The sequence below is a fragment of the Planctomycetota bacterium genome, assembly GCA_016872555.1.
Lineage (GTDB): Bacteria > Planctomycetota > Planctomycetia > Pirellulales > UBA1268 > F1-20-MAGs016.
Genome location: VGZO01000001.1, coordinates 1 through 16,780, shown reverse-complemented (window position 1 = coordinate 16,780; position 16,780 = coordinate 1). Strand labels below are relative to the sequence as shown.

Here is a 16,780-nt window from a genome sequence, read left to right as displayed (position 1 = left end):
CGCGGCGGGCGGGGGCGCCCGGCGGCGATCAGCGGTAGGCCTGGTTGCCGACGGCGGGGAAGCGGTAACCGCCGAAGCCGAACGGGGCGTAGACCGGCCAGTCGCCCGGCTTCACCCCCGGCGGGAACGAGTAGGCGCGCCATGTCGGCGTGCGCGGCTGCGTGGGGTTGACCCAGTAGCGCCAGCGGCCGCTGCGGGTCACCGACGGATTCGTGCCCCGGCCCCAGGGGGCCATCCGCTGCGGCGTGCCGTGGGGGAGCGGCTTGGGATCGCCGACACGGCTGATGCCGTCGCCGGCGGCGAGCGCCGTGGCGGCCGACAGGGCGACCGCGAGGAGCGAGAGCAGAAGCGTGCTGCGGCGCATGGGGAGGGTTCCGGAAGGAGCGCGCGGCGGGAACGGGCCGCCGCGCCCATCCGGGGAATCGTCGTCCCTTCGGCCGCGCCGACTTTGGCCGGCCGCCGGCGGGGGAGCGCGTAGCGGTTCGCGCGGCTGTGACGGGGCCCGGCGAGCGCGTGCCGCGGCCGGTTAGTCGCCGCGCCGGCGGGCACGCGATTTGCGCCCCTTCTGCTTGCCGCGGCCGTCGGCGCCGTCGCCGTGCTCGGCCCAGACGACGGTCACCGGCAGGCGGAACGCCCGCTCGAACAGGTCGGTGCGCCGCTCGGCCCCCCAGATGTCGACGAGCGGATCGGCGTCTGCCACCACCTCCACGCGCACCGCGTCGTCGTCGACCGCCACGCGGACGTCGCGCACCTGCTGCGAGCGGCTCCGGTCGAGGCCGCCGGCGAGGCGGAGGATCCCGGCCAGCCCCTCCACGCGGCGCTGCTCGTCGGCCGACAGGCGGGCGAGGTTCTCGTGCTTCTTCTTCGGCAGCGCGCCGCGGTGGTAGCGGGCGACGTTGGCAACGATCTCGAGATCCTGGGGGCGCATCCCGGGGAGGCGCGCGTTGCGGATCAGGTGGTAGCTGTGCTTGTGGTGCTGGTCGTAGTTGATCACGTAGCCCACGTCCTGGAGCCGTGCTGCCCACTGGAGCAGCTCGCGGTCGCCCGGCTCGAGGCCGAGCGCCGTGGCGAGCTGCTCGAACAGCCGCCCGGCGAGGTGGGCCACCTGGCGGCCGTGCTCGGCCTCGCCGGAGCAGACGGCGGCGAGGCGCTCGATCGCCGCTTCGCGCTGCCCCGCCAGGTCGGCCGGGCCGGCGGCCGAGCCGAGCGCCTCGTCGATCATCTCGCGGAGCAGGCCGTCGCGCACGCCGCGCGTGTGGACGACGACGGTGTTGCAGCGGAAGCGCTTCAGCAGCCCGTCGATGATCGACAGCCCGGCGATGATGATGTCGGCCCGGTCGGGGGTCATCCCCGGCAGCTCGCGGCGAGCGCGGAGCGGCGTCTTGCGGAGCCGGTCGAGGAGGTGGCGGATCTCGGCATGGGAGACGCGGTAGCCGGCCACGGGCAGGTTGCTCTCGCGCTTGGCGGCCATCACCAGCTCGGCGAGCGTCGTGAACGTGCCCCCCGAGCCGACGAGGAACTGCGGCGCGAACGGCGGCCGCGTCGTCCGCTTCTTGAGGCACGACGCGATCTCCCCCTCGAGGGCGGCGAACGCCTCGGCGCCGACGGCGTCGCCGACGGCGAACGCCTCGGTGAGCCGGACGGCGCCGAGCGGCGTGGTGAAGATCGCGTCGATGAGGGTGCCGGTGGCGTAGACAATCTCGGTGCTGCCGCCGCCGATGTCGGCGACGACGACGTTGCGCCCGGCGAGGTCGATGGCGTTGGCCACGCTGGCGAACGCCAACCGCGCCTCGCGCTCGGCGCTGATCACCTCGACGTCGAGGCCGACCTCCCCGCGCACCCGGCGGCAGAACTCGGCGCCGTTGGCCGCCTCGCGGACGGCGCAGGTGGCGATCGTCCGCAGCGCCGTCACCTGGTAGCCGGCGGCGATCTGCCGGAACGACCCCAGCGCCTGGACGGTGCGGGCCATCGATTCGTCGTCGAGGCGGCCGGTCGTCGACACGCTCCGGCCGAGGCGCGTCGGCTCGCGCTCCTCGTCGATGATCCGGTAGTTCCCGCCGCGGAGGGCCTCGGCGACGATCAGCCGGACGCTGTTGCTCCCGATGTCGATCGCGCCCAGCCGGGTGGTCATTTCCGGCGAGAGGAAGATCTGCTTGTCCTCGTCGACGCTGTCGCGCATGCGTTCGGTTCCGCCGGGGTGGGATCCGATTCGATGATACTCCCGCCCTCTTCCCGGCGGGGCCCGCGGCGGATCGCCGGGCCGCGGCAGCCGGCTGCCGAGGCGATACACTCCGTGCGATCGCTTTCCCCGCACGCCCCCGCACCACCCCCTCCGTGCCCGCCCCCACGCCCCCATTCCCGCCCGGTTCGCCGCGCGTGTTCTCGGCCACGGGCCGGTGGACGCCGGCGGCGCCGGGGTGCGCCGCCACGGTCGGCAACTTCGACGGCGTCCACGTCGGCCACGCGGCGATCGTGCGCCGGCTGGTGGAGGCGGCGGCCGACCGCGGCCTCCCCGCGGTGGCGGTTTCGTTCGATCCCCATCCGGCGGCGCTGCTCCGCCCCGACAGCGCGCCCGAGCCGCTGTCGACGCCGCGGCGCCGCGCCGAATTGCTCGCCGAGCTGGGGGTCGACGCCATCGTCGTCCAGCCCGCCGACCGGCGCTTGCTGGCGCTCGAGCCCGAGGCGTTCTACGCCTGGTTGCTGCGCGGCTGGCTCGGCGCCGCGGTGCTCGTCGAGGGGGAGGATTTCCGCTTCGGCGCCGCGCGGCGCGGCGACGTGGCGCTGCTGGCGTCGCTCGGGGCCGCCGACGGCGTGGTCGTCGACGTCGTCGCCCCGGTGGCGGTCGGCGGAGCGCCGGTGTCGAGCTCGCGCGTCCGCCGGCTGCTCGCCGAGGGGGCCGTCGCCGACGCCGCGGCGCTGCTCACGGCGCCCTACCGGATCGAGGGCACGGTCGTGGAGGGGGCGAAGCGCGGGCGCACGCTCGGCTTCCCGACGGCGAACCTCGCCGCGGTCGCCACGCTCATCCCCGCCGACGGCGTCTATGCGGCGCGGGCCTGGGTGGGCGACGGCGCGGGTCCGGCGGCGCCGTATCCGGCGGCCGTCCACGTCGGGCCGGCGGTGTCGTTCGGCGTCGAGTCGCGCGCGATCGAAGTCCACCTGATCGGCTTCTCGGGCGACCTCTACGGCCAGACGCTCGCCGTTGACTTCCTCGAGCGGGTCCGTGAGACTCGCCACTTTGCCGGTGTCGAGGAGCTCGTCGGCCAGCTCCGTGCCGACACCGCGCGGGCCACCGAGGTGGCGGCCCGGACCCCGGTCCCCCGATCCGCGGAGGCGACGTGAGACTCGACTGGGGCGGACTCCTCGACGTGCTCGCCGCCGCGGACACCGTCGTCCTCACCAGCCACGTCCGCCCCGATTGCGACGCGCTGGGGAGCGAGCTGGGGATGCTCGGGATCCTCGAGGCGAAGGGGAAGAAGGTCCGGATCGTCAACGCCCAGGCGACCCCGCCGGCGCTGCGCTGGATCGATCCCTGGCAGCGGATCGAGTCGCTCGCCGGCGGCGTCGATCAGGCGGCGCTGGCCACCACCGACCTGTTCATCGTCCTCGACACCAGCGCCTGGGCGCAGCTCGGGGCAATGGGGGAGGTGATCCGCGCCCACCGCCCGCGTGTCCTGGTCGTCGACCACCACGTCAGCGAAGACGACCTCTCCGACCGGTGGTTCAAGGACCCCACGGCCGAGGCGACGGCGCGGATCGTGGCCGAGATCGGGATGCGGCTCAAGGTGCCGCTCACCGAGGCGATCGCCACGCCGCTGTACGCCGGCCTGTCGACCGACACCGGCGGGTTCCGCTTCCCGTCGGCGAGCGCCGAGACCTTCCGCCTCGCCGCCCGCCTCGTCGACGCCGGCGCCAGCCCGCCGACGATCTACCGCGAGCTGTTCGAGCAGGACTCGATCGGCCGGCTCCATCTGGTGGGCCTGACGCTTGCCGGCGCCGAGACGAGCCACGGCGGCGCGGTGATCACGTCGCGGGTCCGCCAGGCCGATCTCGAGGCGGCCGGCGCCGTGCCGAGCGACACCGAGGATCTCGTCAACCTCACGCTGGCGGTGAAGGGGACGGTGCTGGCGATGATCCTCATCGAGCAGCCCGACGGGCGCGTGAAGGTGAGCTTCCGCAGCCGCTGCCACGTCGACGCCGCGGCACTGGCGGCGACGTTCGGCGGCGGTGGCCACCGCGCCGCGGCCGGCACGATCCTCCCGGGCCCGTTCGCCGAGGCCGCGGCGAAGGTCACGGCCGCCGTCGACGCGGCGTGGAGCGCGGGGATGTAGCGTTGCCAGCGACGCCGAGATGGAGCCTTCGAGGGGCGCACGCGGGAGCTGTCCAACCTCGAACGTGAGATCGTCGACCGCCAGCTCGCCGAGTCGCAGCTGCGCATGGGACGGGAGGAGTTTCGGGCCCTGGCCGAAAAATGCCCCACAGGCATCTTTCGCACCGATGCCACGGGCGCTCGCACGAAAGGAAGAGATCCTCCGAAACCTGATCGAAGCGCAGGAGTACGAGAAGCAGACCATCGGCCACGATATCCACGACGGCCTGCTGCAATACGCGATCGGCTCGCGGATGCTGCTGGAGAGCCTCGTGCATGACCACCCCACGCGGCCCGGCAGCGACGTGCCCGACACCGTACTGGCATACCTCGGCAAGGGCATCGAGGAGGGACGACAGGTGGTCCGTGGCATGCGGCCGCCGCTCCTCGACGATCTCGGCCTTCGAGCGGCGCTCGAGGACCTGGCCGAACAGTTCACCGACATGGGCGTCTGTGTCGAGAGCCGGATCGACGCCGATCTCGCGGCGATCTCCCCGTCGCTCCAGACCACCATCTACCGCGTCACGCAGGAGTCGCTCAACAACGTGCGGAAGCACAGCGGCGGGGACCGGGCAGTGGTGTCTTTGCGGCACATCGACGGCGGCCTGCGGCTCGAAGTGGAGGACCACGGCCGGGGGTTCGACGTCGACGCGGTCGGACCACGGGGCTTCGGGCTCATCGGGATGACGGAGCGGGTGCGGCTGGCAGGCGGGACGCTCCGGATCGACAGCGGCGCGGGCCGCGGCACCCGGGTCCGCGCGGACCTACCCCTGCAGGTCCGCGCGATCCCGACGGGCGGCGCGAAGGCGTGACGGCCGAGGCTTCGCGGTCAGTGCGACGGCATCGCGATCCACAGCGGCACGGTCGCCTTGTCGCCCCAGCCGTTTGCGCGGCGGATCTCGTTTTCCGTGCGCCGCGGATCGCGGAGATAGATGTAGTAGGCGTCAAGCCGCTCGAAGAGGTCGCCCGTGCCGTCGGGCCGATCGCTCACCACCAGCGCCGCGCCGATCCGCACGTGGAGGTATCCCCGCAGAAGCTCGTCGTACGTCCCCTCCGGCACCGAGAACGTGAGCGGCACGAGCGTCTTGTCGCTCCCGATCGTGCGGATGGTGGTGGGAGGCTTTTCCAGTTCGCTGGAAACAGTCTCCCAGCGGCCATCGCGTTGGATGCCCACCTCGAGCGCCGGGCCGAGCACGTGGAGCGGATGCTCCGGGCGGAAGTTTTGGAGAAACGCCGTCACGGTGGCTGTGCCATCGGCAGCGACGACCACGTCGTCGATATCGGCCCGCAGATCCTGCATCGCCATCTCCTCGGCGAGCCGCCGCTGTGCCCGCGCGGTTTGAACGACCACCTCCTGTTTTCCGGCGATCAGCCCGTCGACGAGGGCGACGACCGCCGCCGCGACTGCGAGCCCACCGACGAACGGCAGCCACGACCGGGCAAGGCTCCCCGCGCTGATCGCCGGTCGGAGGGGCGCAAGGTCGGCCGGGGGCGGCTCGAACACCGCCGCGCCGGTCAGTTCCCGCAGCACCGGAAAAACTGCCGCAGGCGGGAGGGGCGGTGTCGCGGCGTCGGTCACCTCCGTGCATCTGCCGCGTTCCATCCACAGCCGGCGGTCAGCGATCGCCGCCAGGGCCGGATCGTGCGTCACGAGCACGATCGCCGGGGAACGGTCGGCTCGCACACGCGCGAGCATGGCCGTGATCTCCGCCGCCGCCAGCGCGTCGAGGTCGCCGGTTGGCTCATCGGCGAGGATCACGGCAGGCTCCGCGGCCAAGGCCCGGGCGAGGGCCACGCGGCGCTGTTGCCCGCCCGACAATTCCGCTGGATAGGCGTCCCATCGATCGGCTAGGCCGACGAGCTCGAGCAGCTCCTCGGCCCGCGTCGCCAGCGAGCCGCGCGGCTTGCCGGCGAGCGCGGCGGGAAGGAGCACGTTGTCGAGAGCCCGCAGTCCCGGCAGGAGTGCGCCATCCTGCAAGAGGAGGCCGATGTCGCTCGCCCGCACGCCGCTCGTCTCGCGCTGCGTGCGTGATCGCCATGGCCGGCCGGCGAAACACACCTCGCCTGCCGTCGGTGCGCAGAGCCCGCCGAGCAGGGCCAGGAGTGTCGACTTTCCCGAACCCGATCGTCCCAGGATCGCCACGCATTCTCCCGGCGCGATCGCGAGACTCACGTCGTCGACCGCGGTAATCGGTCCGCGGCGAGTGTGATAGGTGAGGCTGGCATGCCGCGCCTCGATGATCGGCGGATCGCTCATGCCGTGTCGCCCCGCAGGAGCGTCCAGGGCTGCCGTCCCGCCGCCAGCCAGGCAGCGATCGCGGCGCCCATGATCGCCGTCGCGGCGACGAGCACGCCGCTCGCCAGCGCGTACAGACACAATTCCCCAACCCCCGGCATCGCCAGCGCGATCGCCCGCTGCTCGAGTGCGAACCCGACTGTCCGCATGAATCCGACGATCGCCGCGGCAGCCAGCACGACTCCGGCAAGCGACCCCGCGACGGCCGCGATCGCCGCCTCGAGCGCCACTGTGGCCATGATGGCGGCACGGGGGACACCCAGCGCCAGCATCGTGCCGAGCTCCCTCCGCCGCTCGGCGAGCATGCCGGTATACGCCACGCCCACGAGCACCACCGGGGCCGCGAGTGCCACCAGGAGCATGACGAACGACGTGTCGGCGAGTGTCTTGACGGCCTGGCGGACCGCGATCTGGCTGCCGCTGCCGGCGACGAGCTGCACACCCGGCACCGACGCCAGAGCGAACCGCAGTTCCTCGGGGCCTCGTCCCGCCACGAGCCGCAGCATCGCACCGCTCGGCGACTCGAGCGGCTCCTCCGCCACGCGTTCGCCATCGGCCGTGACGACGTTTGCAGCGGCGAGCCGTCGGGCGGTGTCGGCCGTGAAAAACCACGATCGCTCAAACGGCCCGGCACCGGTGAGGCCGAGTCGGCCATGCACGACGAGCTCCACACCTTGCACGACGATCTGCTCGCCCACCGCCTCCGGCCGCCGCCCGCCGACGAGCACGTCGCCGGCTCCGAATGGTCGCTCGAGCCGCTCCTCCACCCACGGCAGCACGGTGAGGTCGGTCGCCGGATCGAACACGACGACGTCGATCGGCAGGTGGCCACTGGCGTCGGCCAGTTTGAGCGTGCGCTGCCGGGCCACGGCTGCCACCACCGGCGAGGCCGAGAGCCGATGAATCGCCTCCGGAGCGATCGTCGCCGCCGACGGTTCGACCGAGAGGAGGACGGGAGTGAGGTTGGCCGTGATGCCGGCTGGCAGGATGGCGGCATCCGCGCCCAGCCGTGCGAGGCTCCGGTCGAGGGACCGACCGATCACCGTATGAAACACGAGCGCCCCGAACGCCGCCGCCCCCGCCAGCGCGATGCCAGCCGCGAGGAAGCCGAGCCGCCACGGGCGGCGGGTGACGTCGATCACCGCCATCCGGGCGAGCACCGGAAGAGACGACGACCTGCCGCCCGGGGTCATACTGTGCAGCTTCGGCTGTATTTCAACTCTTCCACCTTCGACGGCACGATCACGCAGTCATGATGCCCGCCGAAATTGGGCATGTAGCCGACCTGCTCGAGCGTGTCCTGCCGAAACACGAACGCCCCCGCCTCCATCCGTTGGAACCCGGAGAAGATGACGATCGCATACTTGCCGTCGTAGGTGGTGCAGGTGGTCTGGGCGTCGACGCCGACGTTGCGAAACTTCTTGATGATCTTCCAGGTCTTCGTGTCGACCACGACCACGTCCGACTTCATCGGCTTCGGCCGTAGGATCGTGAAGAAGCACTTCGTGCCGTCGATCGAGTAGTTGAGATGAAACGGCGACGGGAATTCCCCCTGCCATTCCGGATCCTTGACGAGCGTCACCCGCTTCCACTTCCGTGGATCCGCGTTGGCGGTGTCGAACACCGCCACGTTGTTCGCGCGGAGGTTGTTCATCATGCAGAGGTAGTTACCGGCGGGATGGAAACCCGACTCATGGATCGGGTTGCCCACGGCCGACAGGTCGACGACCCACGTGTCTGGTGAGCTCGAGACCTTCGTGAGCGGGAAGTTGTCCTGCACGCCCTCGTTGGCCTGGATGAAGCAGATCGGCTCGAAGGTGTTGCGGTCGACGATGAACCCGCCGCCGCACATCCGCAGCCCCATGAGCGAATAGCGGCCGGCCGGATCGTGGAGGCAGAAGTCGAGCCCGGTGAGCCCGCGCGGATCGTTACCGGGGATCTGGCCGCGCTCCACCCGCAGTTCGGCCATCGGGGCCATCTCGAAATTGATCTTGTTGCCGGTGGTGCCCTCGAGGTCGTAGCGGCCGAGGTCGAGGCTGGGCGCGAGCCGCGTGAGCACGATCCGGCCCCCCTTGGTCCACGTGGAGCCGAGGTCGTCGGCCTTCGGCTGCCAGTCGGCGCGGAAGGCGTTGAGGACCGTCGTCTTCTCGCGGCCGCGGGCCCGCGAGAAGAAGGCCACGATGTCCTTCTGGCCATCGCCACAGGCGAAGCCGGTGCCGTCCGGGAAGGGCACGGTGTGCACGCCCAGGCCGATGCCGGTCGTCTCGGCGATATCTTCGAGGAGGTCCATCTGGCCCGTCTTGCCGTCGTAGCCCACGCGGTAGATGTGATTGCCCTGGCCGGCCTGCCCGAGCATGCCGTTCTCGCGGATCCGCGTCGGGAGGCCATACATCAGGATGTTGTCGCCCCCCTGGGTCGTGTTGACGAACTCGAAGCCCTTGTAGGGATCGCCCGAGTCGGCGGGAAACGCCGCCAGGTGATGGGAGATGGGGCAGCTGTCGCCGTAGTTCCAATACGAGATCCAGGCGAGCGTCTTCTGCGCGGCCAAGTCGACGGCGTGTGTCCCGCCGCCGAGCTTCTGGGGAGTGAGCAGGATGAACCGGCCGAGTTGCTCGCGGATTCCCTCGTAGCGCGCATCCTCGGTGAGCGGGCTGTCGGCTGCAGCCGCCGCGGCCGGCCGACCAGCCAGCAGACGGCTGGCGGCGAACGCGCCTGCGCCGGCGAGACCAGCGGCTCCGTAGCGAAACAAGTTGCGACGGGCGAGTTTGGCGGCGAACAGGTCGTTCATCGGGCGATTCCAGGGGAGGGGGCGATCGAAGCCGAAAGGAGCGGGCAGCCGGCCGTGGTTGGACCGGGAAGAACGGCGAGCGATTCTGCGGGAAAGAGATTCGCATCGCCAAGCCGGCCGGCGAGGTCGCGAAACCCCTGCCGCGAAATGCCAGGCCACACCGTCTCGACGGAGCCATCCGGGCGCACGAGCGCCACGCAGCCCGCCTTGGTCACTCCCCAGGCCGCTGCCAGGCTGCCATCGGACTGGATCACGTGCGGCACGGCCAGGCCCGTCGACTCGAGGAATGGCTCGGCCTCGCCGTCTTGCGCCTCGATTACCGCCAGACACGACGCCCGCGGCGCGAGGTGCGGGGCGAGCGTGGTGAGCATCCTGGCAAACTCGGCACTGCAGCCGCAATCGGCCTTGAGAAACAGGATCACTGCGGGCCGGTTGTCGGGAAGCACCACGCGTTCGAGCGACGCGGGAACACGCCGGGGAGCCGACGTATTGAGCGCCGCCACGTCTTCGGGCGGCGCGGCATGCCTGCTCGGCCGAGAGGCCGCGGCGTACTCCATCGGCCGCGGGGCCGTACGACTGCGAACGAGCACAGCCCCGGCGAGCAAGGCGACGAACGTCGCGATGAGGAGTCCGACCGACCGCACGGCGTGTACGTGGCTCCTTTCCTCACATCGAGGCCAGACAGGCTCGGTAGCAAGGAATCGTTCTAGCACAATCAGGATGAGCACCGGGCCGCGAAAAAGAACGGTGTCTCCGTTTTCAGAAGCTCTCCAGCGCCCTCACGCCCGCGATCAGGGCCGGCGCTGCCGTCGGCAGCGCGGGCACGACGTGTTGCACGTCCGGCGTGATGAGCACGGCGACAGGGTCTGCCAGGGCTCGCCAGTTGAACGCAGGCCGGGCTCCGGCGGCGGCAGGATGGCCGTGGGGCGATCGGAGCGTCACGGCCCGACAGCCGATTTCGGTGAATCCTGAAACACGAAATACACCGCCGCGCAGATGCACAGTGCAGCCCACAGGTAGTTGAGCCTCAGCGGCTGCTTCATGGAGAGCACCGCGAAAGGCACGAACACGGCCAGCGCGATCACCTCCTGCAAGATCTTCAGCTGCCCGAGGTTCAGCGTGGTGTAGCCGATCCGGTTGGCCGGCACCTGGAGCAGGTATTCGGCGAGCGCCACGCCCCAGCTCACGAGCGCCGCGATGAACCACGGCCGTCCGCTCAAGTCCTTGAGATGGGCGTACCACGCGAACGTCATGAACACGTTCGAGCAGATCAGCAGCAGCGTGGTCTGGAGCAGAACGGGCATGGTATGAAGGTCGTTGTGAAGCCGGCATCGCCGGCGGACGTCGCCTGAATACAGGTGACGCGGAGACAATCCGCGTAGGATCGCCGTAGGAACTTCTCGGCGCGGCAATCATGACGATCGACCAGGCAGCGGAGATGCTCGGCGTGCAGCCGGGGCTGCTGCAGCCCTTCGCCGTGGCCGACCCGTTTCACGGCGGCCTGCCGCTCGAGGGCTTTCTCTGCCACAAGACAGACCACCGCTACGGGGCGATCGTGATCGCCCGCGTGGGTGAAGAGCCCTGCCCGCAACTGATTCATGCCACGCCGAAGCTGCGGTATCCGTTCGACCGCGACGGCCGGTTTCGGTTTCCGCCGATCGCCCGGGCGCATGTCTACGAGAAGCTCGACGGCACCAACGTGCTGGCCTACCGCTACCGCGACGCCGCCGGCATCGTGCGGACGACATTCAAGCTCCGGCTGCATCCAGTGCTTCGCAACGGCACGTTCGGCGGCTTTCTCGACCTGTGGCGGGAGCTGCTCGAGCGGCATCCGGAGGCCGCGGCACTGCCGGACCGCAACGACTGCTCAATCTCCTTCGAGCTCTACGGCGGCCGCAACCCGCACCTGATCGCCTACGACGAGCCGCTGGCCATGGCCGTGCTTTTTGGCGTCGATCCGGCGACGGGCCGGCTCGTCGCCCCCTTCGCGCTCGACCTCGGCAGCGTGCCGGTGGCCCCGCTCGTGGCCGAGTTGCGGGCCGAGGAGGATCCGGTGGGCCGCTTCCAGAAACTCCGCGCGGAGCTCGAGGCCCGCAACGTGCGCGTCTCCGACGAGCAGCTTTCCGGCACGGAGGGGGCCGTGTGGTGTGTGACGGAGCCGTCGGGCCTCGTGAGCCTCTGGAAGTGCAAGCCCGAAAGCATCGAGGAGATCCACTGGGCGACCGGCATCAACAAGCAGGCCGTGCTCGCCACCTGCTGGAACGCGCTCGAGACGGTTGACGTGCTTTCTTTCGACACCGTGCGGCCGCTCTTGCTCGAGGAGTATCCGCCGGAAGACATCGATGCCTTCCGGCCGCATGTCGAGGAATGCATCGCGGCTGTGCGTGCGGAGCTCGACTTCCGCGGGCGGGTCGTCGCCGCCTACGAGGCGATCAAGGCAGAGGGGCTGGCGTTTCCAGCCGACAAGGCCGCCGTGATGCGGCTCCTTGCCCCGCGGTTCACGAAGAATGAGATGCGCCGCGTGTATGCAGCCCTCGTGGCCACGACGGTGTGACACTCCGCCACGGATGGTCGCCCTACGACCGCCCGATCGCGAGGCTTGCGAGGGCAACGGCGGGCATGACCCAGATCGTGGCAAGCCGCCACCGGTGCGGGATGTTGGCGATCGACGCAAACCATACAAGGCCGATCGCCACGGTGACGTCAAGCACCCACTGAAACGGCACAAGACCCGCGGCGCCGTTGATCCAGTCGACGAGCGGCGCCACCGCCATCCGCACCGGATCGTCGGCGGGCACGGCGATGAAGCAGGCTCCGAACACCCGCAGGCCGAAGGCGGCAAACGGGATCAGCCCGGCCACCAGTTCCACGCGGCGAGAGAGCTTCGGCAGCGGTGCCGCCCAGATCGCGGTCCAGAGCGCCGTGAAGAAGAGCAGGCGGAAAGTCTCCATGATTGCCGAGTGTAGCCCTTGCAGGCCCGCCGGGCCGTCGTGGCTTGCCGCGGCGCTCCGAGGGTAAGATGAACGGCGTCATCCTGGTTTCCGGAGGCTCGCGTCATGAATCTGCTGTGGTTTCTCCTGATCGGCCTCGCGGCCGGGTGGCTCGCGAGCCAGATCATGAAGGGGGGTGGCTCGGGGCTCGTCACCGATCTGATCATGGGCGTGATCGGCTCGATCCTCGGCGGGTTTTTGTTCGGCCTGCTCGGACTCTCGGCCGATGGTGCGCTCGGCAGCTTCGTCACGGCCACGGTCGGCGCGATCGTCCTGATCGAGGGGCTGCGGATAATCAACCGCTCGCGGATCTGAGCGGCCGGGTCGAACAAGCCTTCAGCGGACGAGCTCCAGCGTCAGGCCCAAGGCGCGGGCAACCCGCTCGACGTTGGACAGCCGCACGTCCTTGCCCTCTTCGATCGCGCGGATCGTCGCTTGGTTGGGAATGCCCGCTCATTTCGCGAGGGCATACCAGGTCAGCTGACGTGCCTCTCGCTCCGCGCGGATTTGCCCTGCAATCCCTCCCCGAGTGTCGGCGGGCATGCGCTTTGGTGGAAACTCGCCCATGATCGCGTCGCGCACCTTCGCGTGCCGGGCCCGCTCCCGGGCGGTCAGCCATCGGTTCCTATGCTGGAGCTTGGGAGGCATTGTCGATTGCACCCGTCAGGGTTCGGATATTTCGTAAGCAGCTCACCCGCCGAATACCGCGTAGCCCCGCTCGATGACGAGCAGCCGACCCGGGCGGCAGGTGGTCCAGTCCTCGCCGTCGGTGAGCGGCCGGGAGGCGAGCACGTAGCCCCGCTGATTCGGCTCCTTCTCCTCGTCGAGGTCGGCCTCCCAGTCCTCGTCGCGGAGGCTCACGTGGCAGAAGGGCGCCTCCCGCCGCGTCCAGGCCAGGCCGTTGTAGCCGCCCGAGTCGTGGTAGCAGTAGAGCCGCCGGCCGTCGGAGAAGAGCAGGTTCAGATCGCCGAGGGCGTTGAGATCCCGCAGGAACTCCTCGAGGGCGGGATAGTCGGCGAGGCCGCCCGCAGCCTGCTCGCTGCCGAGCCACGTGAGCACCGCGCCCATCGCGAGTTCGGAGTCGGTCTGGCCTTCCGGGGTGAAGTCTGGGCCGGCCATTTTCTTGAGCCGTGCCACGTCGAGCGTGCCGTTGTGGGCAAACGTGAACGTGCCATCGCCCAACGGTCGGGTGAAGGGGTGCGTGTTGGCCTGGCTCACGCGGCCGCGGCTGGCGGCCCGAACGTGGCCGATGAAGAGCGGCGCGTGGAGCGGGTCGCGATCGGGCAGCGCGGCGGCCGTGTCACTCTCCTCGGCGTTGATCGGTTCCTTGACGATCGTGGGCTGCGTGGCCGTGATCGCCGCCAGCCCCCAGCCGTCGCGGTTTCGCCGGCCGCGGTGGCGAAAACCCCGGAACGACAGCCCGGGCGACACGGGCCTGTTGAACGCGAGTCCGAGGAGTTCACACATCGGGTGATTGGCCGTCCGGATTGAGCCAGTCGCGAAGCGTTGCTTTGATCCGGGCGATTCGGATCAGCCGTGCAGCCTCATCATTCATCGCTGTAGAGCACCCGGCCTTCCCGCAGTGCGGTGCGGATGACGTGGTTTGATGAACCTTTCCAGCGTTCGACTTCGTCCCGGCTGTAGTCAAGCACGTCTTTTGGCACGCGAAACGGCGAGAGTGCGCGACGAATCCTTCTTAACTCTGCTCGACGGCTTCGAGAGGGGCCGAATGGCTCGTTCTCGACGACGAGGAGATCGACGTCGGAATCAGCGGTGGCGTCACCTCTCGCGTGTGAGCCGAACACGACAATCTGCGTCGGCCGTACGGCGGCGACGATCGCGCGGGTCATGTCGGCAAGCAAGGCTGCGTCAGCGGTTTTGATCATTGGATGGCTCCGACCGCGATTGTACCCGCCGGATAGTCATTCGGTTTCCCGCAGCCGTTCGCGAAGCGCGGCTGGACCTCGGCCAGCCATTCGGGGCTCAGGGCGGGCCAAGCCTCTGGATGTTCGGCATCCCACATCGCATCGAGGAGTTGCAGTCGTTCAGCGGGGCTCAGCGCCCTCGCCGCTTCAATGATTTCAGCCAGTGTGATTGGCTTGGTCACTCGTTCTTGCCCCTGATCCTGAGTCATGGCTCCGTGCCTCGCGGCACAAGCTCGCAGTGCGCGGCGGCGGTCGGCAGTTCGCTCAGCGAAAATTTCGCGCTCACGACATGCTCTCCGATGATCGTCAGCCAATGCGGGCGACTCGAGTTCGCGCCGAGATCACGGCTCCTCGCCCGGCACGAACGGCCGCCGCGGGGACGCCGCCGACTTCATGAGCAGGTGACGAAATGCCTCGCTGGATTCAAGCAGCTCATTGACGAGTGACTCCGACTCGTCACCCTCCTCATGCCGACGATCCGGGTCGAGCGGATGGATCGCCACCAGGCGATGGTCAGGCAGCTCGACGACCACCGGGCAATCGGAGTCGCAACACCTGGCAAGAACATCGACAGCCTCACTCTGCAGGCGGCTGACGGGAATCACTTCGATGCCCATGAAACTCCTCACCTTGCTATCGATCGACGAGCTTAGCCATTGAGTCCGGCCTTTCGCCGGACACGGGCCTGCACATCCTCCCACGGGGAGGCCTTCATGCGACCCGCGTCGAACTCCGCCGACCGCCGCTGAACTTCAGCGAGCCATTCGGGGCTGAGGGCGGGCCAGTTCTCGGGGTGCTCGTCATCCCACACGGCGTCGACGAGCCGCCGCCGTTCAGCCGGGCTGAGCGTCCGTGCGGCGTCGATGATTTCCTGAAGCGTGGTCATGGGCATGGCCTGAGCGTAACCGGTTTTCCTGCCGCCGCCACAAAGTCGATCAGCACATCCGTGAAGATAATTTCTATTGGCTCGGTTTCAGCCGGCTGTGCGGCGTTGGGCCGCGTCGCGAAGACGGCGTGAATGGGCCTCCACGTCCGTGATGTCGGTTCGGTAGCCGATCAGCCCAAGTTCCGTCCAGCGCTGCACCAGTGCAGAGCCCCCGAGGCGTCGCTTCGATTCGGGTGGGCGGATCGTCGAAGAGTCGTGGGCGACTTGACCAGCCTTCTCGTCCGAAATGGGCACCTCCGAATGCGGGGCATTGTCGGCCCTGATCTCCGCATCGTCATCATTCCGTCTTTTCATGTGCTCGCGCCCCTGGTCCGGCGGCTGGCGTGCAGGATCGTCAGGCCGATCACTTCGTCGCCCCGGTAGCGCACCACGATATCGTCGGGCCCGAGTTCGCTGTCTGTCGCCTCGGCTTCCGGCTTGAAGCTGACATACACCACGTCGGCCGGCTCGTCATACGTGCACTGCATCGAATGCCCGGGCGCTTGCCGCACGGCGGGGAGTAGGTCGATAAAGGCTTGTGGATCGATGGGCAGCATGGTCATTTCCCGGCTGCGGCCTCGAGTTCGAACTGCTTCAAGCGGACGCGGCCCTGGGGGAATCGCACCGTCAGCTCGAGCTCGCCGCCCATCGCCTTGATCACCTTGCTTAGCGTCGAGATCAGCATGTCGGACTGCCCTTCGAGCTTGGCCCAACTGGGCTGCTTCATGCCCGCAACGCGGGCCATCTGAGTCTGCGTCTTGCCGAGAGCCGCGCGGATCTCGCTCAGCACCATCTCCGCCAGCATTTCCTGCGTGCGGCGCGAGGCGATCCGCTTGGTCTTGGCGTTGCCCGTTCGGGCGACGAGTTCCCGGACTGTCTTTGCCACGTCACTCTGCTCCGCGTTTCTTGGTCGGCTTCTTCATCGTCGAAAGGTGTTCGGCATACAGGATGTCGGCCTTGGCGATCAGTTGGCGGTAAAACGGCCGCTGCGGCCTGCCGCGCTTGTCTCCGCCCACCAGCAGGATCGCCGCCCGCGAAGGGTCGAAGGCAAACGCGATCCGCAGCGTGTGGTCGGCCACGTCGGCCCGAATTTTTTTCATGTTGGGGTATTTCGAACCGTTGAGCGTGTCGGCGTCCCAGGGCGGGCCCGAACAACTCGAGCAGATTCACCTTGGCCTCGATCTCAGCCCGTTCCTCGTCGCCCAGCGTCTGGAACCACTCATCGAAGACATCGGTCGTGGCCGCCGTCCACATGAGCATTTATAGCCTACGGGCTATTTCCTGAAAAGGCAAGAAAACCACCGACGCTCGCGACGCCGCATGGCGAAGAGTGTACGCATGTACCGTATCTCGTCAACCCACCCGGGACCAAGCGGCGGTGTTGGTTTTCAAGGGGGGCATGGTGCAGGTCATGTTTCCCAAGAAGGCAGTTCCAGGAGAGAGGGATGTCACGGAGCCAGGGTCGCCAGCCGAGGCCCCCACATCTCATC

22 protein-coding genes and 1 pseudogene are annotated in these 16,780 nt (G+C 69.1%); 5 read left to right on the top strand and 18 right to left on the bottom strand.

Annotation, left to right across the window (positions count from 1 at the left end):
- Positions 1–28: 28 nt before the first annotated feature.
- Positions 29–364: a hypothetical protein gene (locus FJ309_00115; protein ID MBM3953020.1), complete on the bottom strand. Its 336-nt coding sequence runs from the start codon at positions 362–364 to the stop codon at positions 29–31.
- A gap of 162 nt (positions 365–526) precedes the next feature.
- The gene (locus FJ309_00110; GenBank protein MBM3953019.1) at positions 527–2,356 is read right to left on the bottom strand and encodes a Ppx/GppA family phosphatase; all 1,830 of its coding nucleotides are present in this window, start codon (positions 2,354–2,356) and stop codon (positions 527–529) included.
- A gap of 20 nt (positions 2,357–2,376) precedes the next feature.
- Here FJ309_00110 and FJ309_00105 point away from each other — a divergent pair, with 20 nt between their 5' ends.
- The 3 genes from FJ309_00105 to FJ309_00095 are packed head-to-tail and all read left to right on the top strand — an operon-like array spanning position 2,377 to position 5,178.
- Positions 2,377–3,339 carry a bifunctional riboflavin kinase/FAD synthetase gene (locus FJ309_00105; GenBank protein ID MBM3953018.1) on the top strand — a complete coding sequence of 321 codons (963 nt, stop codon included), beginning with the start codon at positions 2,377–2,379 and terminating at the stop codon, positions 3,337–3,339.
- Entirely contained in the window at positions 3,336–4,328 is a 993-nt protein-coding gene (locus tag FJ309_00100) for a bifunctional oligoribonuclease/PAP phosphatase NrnA (protein MBM3953017.1), read from the top strand. Before FJ309_00105 ends, FJ309_00100 begins: the two co-directional genes overlap by 4 nt.
- Complete coding sequence (locus tag FJ309_00095) at positions 4,225–5,178, top strand: sensor histidine kinase (GenBank protein ID MBM3953016.1); 954 nt, start codon at positions 4,225–4,227, stop codon at positions 5,176–5,178. The genes FJ309_00100 and FJ309_00095 overlap by 104 nt, the downstream gene beginning before the upstream one ends.
- 17 nt (positions 5,179–5,195) lie before the next feature.
- Here the strand turns inward: FJ309_00095 and FJ309_00090 are convergent, their stop codons facing one another.
- The 6 genes from FJ309_00090 to FJ309_00065 all read right to left on the bottom strand — a co-directional run bounded on the left by FJ309_00090 (position 5,196) and on the right by FJ309_00065 (position 10,754).
- Entirely contained in the window at positions 5,196–6,623 is a 1,428-nt protein-coding gene (locus FJ309_00090; GenBank protein MBM3953015.1) for an ATP-binding cassette domain-containing protein, read from the bottom strand.
- Positions 6,620–7,855: an FtsX-like permease family protein gene (locus tag FJ309_00085; GenBank protein ID MBM3953014.1), complete on the bottom strand. Its 1,236-nt coding sequence runs from the start codon at positions 7,853–7,855 to the stop codon at positions 6,620–6,622. Before FJ309_00085 ends, FJ309_00090 begins: the two co-directional genes overlap by 4 nt.
- Positions 7,852–9,450, bottom strand: coding sequence for a hypothetical protein (locus tag FJ309_00080; GenBank protein ID MBM3953013.1), 1,599 nt, complete (start codon positions 9,448–9,450; stop codon positions 7,852–7,854). The genes FJ309_00085 and FJ309_00080 overlap by 4 nt, the downstream gene beginning before the upstream one ends.
- Positions 9,447–10,094 carry a hypothetical protein gene (locus tag FJ309_00075; protein MBM3953012.1) on the bottom strand — a complete coding sequence of 216 codons (648 nt, stop codon included), beginning with the start codon at positions 10,092–10,094 and terminating at the stop codon, positions 9,447–9,449. The genes FJ309_00080 and FJ309_00075 overlap by 4 nt, the downstream gene beginning before the upstream one ends.
- A gap of 115 nt (positions 10,095–10,209) precedes the next feature.
- The gene (locus FJ309_00070; protein ID MBM3953011.1) at positions 10,210–10,392 is read right to left on the bottom strand and encodes a hypothetical protein; all 183 of its coding nucleotides are present in this window, start codon (positions 10,390–10,392) and stop codon (positions 10,210–10,212) included.
- Positions 10,389–10,754: a DMT family protein gene (locus FJ309_00065; protein ID MBM3953010.1), complete on the bottom strand. Its 366-nt coding sequence runs from the start codon at positions 10,752–10,754 to the stop codon at positions 10,389–10,391. The genes FJ309_00070 and FJ309_00065 overlap by 4 nt, the downstream gene beginning before the upstream one ends.
- 110 nt (positions 10,755–10,864) lie before the next feature.
- Here FJ309_00065 and FJ309_00060 point away from each other — a divergent pair, with 110 nt between their 5' ends.
- Positions 10,865–12,004, top strand: a complete 1,140-nt coding sequence (locus FJ309_00060; GenBank protein ID MBM3953009.1) for a hypothetical protein — start codon at positions 10,865–10,867, stop codon at positions 12,002–12,004.
- A gap of 22 nt (positions 12,005–12,026) precedes the next feature.
- On the opposite strand, the gene FJ309_00055 is transcribed toward FJ309_00060, so the two are convergent.
- Positions 12,027–12,401: a hypothetical protein gene (locus FJ309_00055; protein MBM3953008.1), complete on the bottom strand. Its 375-nt coding sequence runs from the start codon at positions 12,399–12,401 to the stop codon at positions 12,027–12,029.
- Between the two features lie 105 nt (positions 12,402–12,506).
- Between FJ309_00055 and FJ309_00050 the strand changes: the two genes are divergently transcribed.
- On the top strand, positions 12,507–12,755 hold the full coding sequence (locus tag FJ309_00050; protein ID MBM3953007.1) for a GlsB/YeaQ/YmgE family stress response membrane protein: 249 nt from the start codon (positions 12,507–12,509) through the stop codon (positions 12,753–12,755).
- Between the two features lie 375 nt (positions 12,756–13,130).
- Here the strand turns inward: FJ309_00050 and FJ309_00045 are convergent, their stop codons facing one another.
- The 9 genes and pseudogenes from FJ309_00045 to FJ309_00005 form a co-directional block, all read right to left on the bottom strand.
- Positions 13,131–13,907 carry a hypothetical protein gene (locus FJ309_00045; GenBank protein ID MBM3953006.1) on the bottom strand — a complete coding sequence of 259 codons (777 nt, stop codon included), beginning with the start codon at positions 13,905–13,907 and terminating at the stop codon, positions 13,131–13,133.
- 80 nt (positions 13,908–13,987) lie between these two features.
- Positions 13,988–14,326, bottom strand: a complete 339-nt coding sequence (locus FJ309_00040) for a nucleotidyltransferase domain-containing protein (GenBank protein ID MBM3953005.1) — start codon at positions 14,324–14,326, stop codon at positions 13,988–13,990.
- The gene (locus tag FJ309_00035; protein ID MBM3953004.1) at positions 14,323–14,547 is read right to left on the bottom strand and encodes a hypothetical protein; all 225 of its coding nucleotides are present in this window, start codon (positions 14,545–14,547) and stop codon (positions 14,323–14,325) included. The genes FJ309_00040 and FJ309_00035 overlap by 4 nt, the downstream gene beginning before the upstream one ends.
- A 159-nt stretch (positions 14,548–14,706) precedes the next feature.
- On the bottom strand, positions 14,707–14,982 hold the full coding sequence (locus tag FJ309_00030) for a hypothetical protein (GenBank protein MBM3953003.1): 276 nt from the start codon (positions 14,980–14,982) through the stop codon (positions 14,707–14,709).
- 32 nt (positions 14,983–15,014) lie between these two features.
- The gene (locus tag FJ309_00025; protein MBM3953002.1) at positions 15,015–15,257 is read right to left on the bottom strand and encodes an addiction module protein; all 243 of its coding nucleotides are present in this window, start codon (positions 15,255–15,257) and stop codon (positions 15,015–15,017) included.
- 81 nt (positions 15,258–15,338) lie between these two features.
- Positions 15,339–15,605: a hypothetical protein gene (locus FJ309_00020; protein MBM3953001.1), complete on the bottom strand. Its 267-nt coding sequence runs from the start codon at positions 15,603–15,605 to the stop codon at positions 15,339–15,341.
- Positions 15,602–15,847, bottom strand: a complete 246-nt coding sequence (locus tag FJ309_00015; GenBank protein MBM3953000.1) for a DUF2283 domain-containing protein — start codon at positions 15,845–15,847, stop codon at positions 15,602–15,604. The genes FJ309_00020 and FJ309_00015 overlap by 4 nt, the downstream gene beginning before the upstream one ends.
- Before the next feature lie 2 nt (positions 15,848–15,849).
- The gene (locus FJ309_00010; GenBank protein MBM3952999.1) at positions 15,850–16,095 is read right to left on the bottom strand and encodes a helix-turn-helix transcriptional regulator; all 246 of its coding nucleotides are present in this window, start codon (positions 16,093–16,095) and stop codon (positions 15,850–15,852) included.
- 82 nt (positions 16,096–16,177) lie between these two features.
- A pseudogene (locus tag FJ309_00005) lies at positions 16,178–16,544 on the bottom strand (addiction module toxin RelE).
- Between the last annotated feature and the right edge of the window lie 236 nt (positions 16,545–16,780).